This is a genomic window from Sporosarcina contaminans, from assembly GCF_042679045.1.
Classification (GTDB): Bacteria; Bacillota; Bacilli; order Bacillales_A; family Planococcaceae; genus Sporosarcina; species Sporosarcina contaminans.
The window spans coordinates 1-2,000 of sequence record NZ_JBHTLT010000071.1; the positions used below are offsets into that span (position 1 = coordinate 1).

A 2,000-nucleotide genomic window follows, 5' to 3' on the forward strand; every position below is an offset into this window, starting at 1 on the left:
AAGCCCAGTGGTAATAAGTCAAGGACCAAAATCGAGTGAATTGGAAATTTAATTGTATTAGTTTCTGATATCCATGTTTTTTAGGTATGGCAAATAAACCTCGCATTTTCTTGTTTTTTTAAAAAAAGAAGATGGAAGTTTGGGCTAAAAGAAAGGATGTAAGCGGGCTGTCTTACCCTCTCCTTTCGGGTGGTGTGTACAATTGATTGGTGCGTAGTAGCGAATACACCAACCGTACCAGTTTTCTTGCGGTCATGACGAGTGCACGTTTGTGTTTATGTTTCGGAACTTCATTGTATTTCTTCGTGTAGAATGCCTTGTATTCTGAATCATATTTACGAATGGATTCCGCAGCTTGAATTAAATAGTAACGTAAATACTTATTACCGGTTCGCATTCGACTTGTATTTTCGGCTTCATATTCGCCTGACTGGTGCTGATTCCAGACCAATCCAGCGTATTTGGCCAGCGCATGATGATCCTTGAATCGCTTCACATCACCAATTTCTGCAATCAGACCGGCTGCGAAGACATCTCCAATTCCTTTTACAGATGTGAGGGTCTGTGGAATGCCTTTCATGAGTTTGGCAATCTCTTTGTCCAACCTCTTAATTTGTGACTCCATGTGCTGGATCGTGCTTAATGTGACTGACAGGGAGATGTTCACCGGGTCCTCCATGGTCTTATGTAGGCGATAAGAGGAACGTGCGAGTTTCTGAAGATATTTCGCCAACTCTTCCGGCTCAGTGAAGCGGTTCTTTCCCTTCTCCTGAAGAAATGAGATTAGTTCCTCTAGCTTCATCTCAGCGATGGTTTCTGGATCCAGTTCCTCTATCACTGCGAGGCTGGTAGTACCGAAGGTACTAGAGAAAGGGCTGTCCTGCCTTAAACCGCTGAACTTTAGAAACAGCTGATTCAAGAAATACGTTTTATTTCGTCCGATTTCTTTCATGAAATGGAATCGGGTTCTCGTTAAGCGTTGTAATGCCTCATAGTGATGGGCTTCTTTCATTTCCTGTGGCAATCGTCCAAAGCGTAAGTGGTCTGCGATAACCCAGGCATCGATTTTATCGTTTTTCGGTAAGGTGTCGTATCCTTTTTTGAAACGTGCGACTTTCCGTGCATTCAGAACATACACCTTGGTCTCCACATTAGGTTCATAGCCTTTTAGCTGATCTTGGAGATAGTGGGCAATGTGCCAGGCGTACTGGTCTGTTGCTTCCATCCCGATTTTTAACTCTGCACACTGACTTTTTTCCGCTGTCTCCAACATGCGTTTGATCAGGGTATCAGCCCCGGTTCGATCATTGGAAACAGAAAAATCAGCGAGTGTGACTCCGTCCGCATTCATGAAATGGACATGATGGGACCGTAAACTAACGTCTACACCGACAAGCATTTGTGACATGCCAATCACCTCCTGGTGAGTAGTAATCAAGATTGTTTCAGACCTGGGTGCCCATGGGAATCATCGATGTCATCCTCGTCATAAGCACTCAAAGAATGGAAGACCAAAACGAGCGCTACACTCTCTTCCATTCAACGGCGCAACCAGTGGTTAGACCTTCAATAATGAGCCATGGGTAGCAGGCTTTTTAAGCAGTACACTTAAGTGTCCGCAAGGAGTGAAAGCTATATCCCGAGACAATCCTGTCAGCTTCTATTGTCCCATGGGCCGATCTGAAATTTAAAGTGAAATAATTAGGTAAAAAGAAAAGGACGAAGTCTTGAAATGGAGCCTCCTCCATCCTTCGCCCAAACAGCTATTCAATTGTAAGCATGATAAATAAACAGGTAAGCACCTGTGAGCAATAAATCATTGAATTAAAGTGAATACCTACGGCTTCCCCGTTCAATCGGGTGAAGCGGTTGAAACAAAAACAAGAGTGGGGAAGCCGTAAGGCATCCATTTCCTATAGGAGTCCAATAGACGGCCTCCAGCTGTCCGGATCAACTGGAAATTCTATCGGAAAGAGCTCTTACTACTAATATACGAGGAG

Annotated in this window: 1 protein-coding gene; it reads right to left on the bottom strand. The window is 44.0% G+C overall.

Going from position 1 to position 2,000, the window contains the following annotated elements; all coding sequences use genetic code 11:
• Positions 1–172 precede the first annotated feature (172 nt).
• Entirely contained in the window at positions 173–1,408 is a 1,236-nt protein-coding gene (locus ACFQ38_RS11435; protein WP_336825699.1) for an IS110 family RNA-guided transposase, read from the bottom strand.
• Positions 1,409–2,000: the final 592 nt, after the last annotated feature.

Coding starts and splice junctions, on each gene's coding strand:
- ACFQ38_RS11435 (WP_336825699.1), bottom strand. CDS start 1,408: ATGTCACAAATGCTTGTCGGTGTAGACGTTAGTTTACGGTCCCATCAT.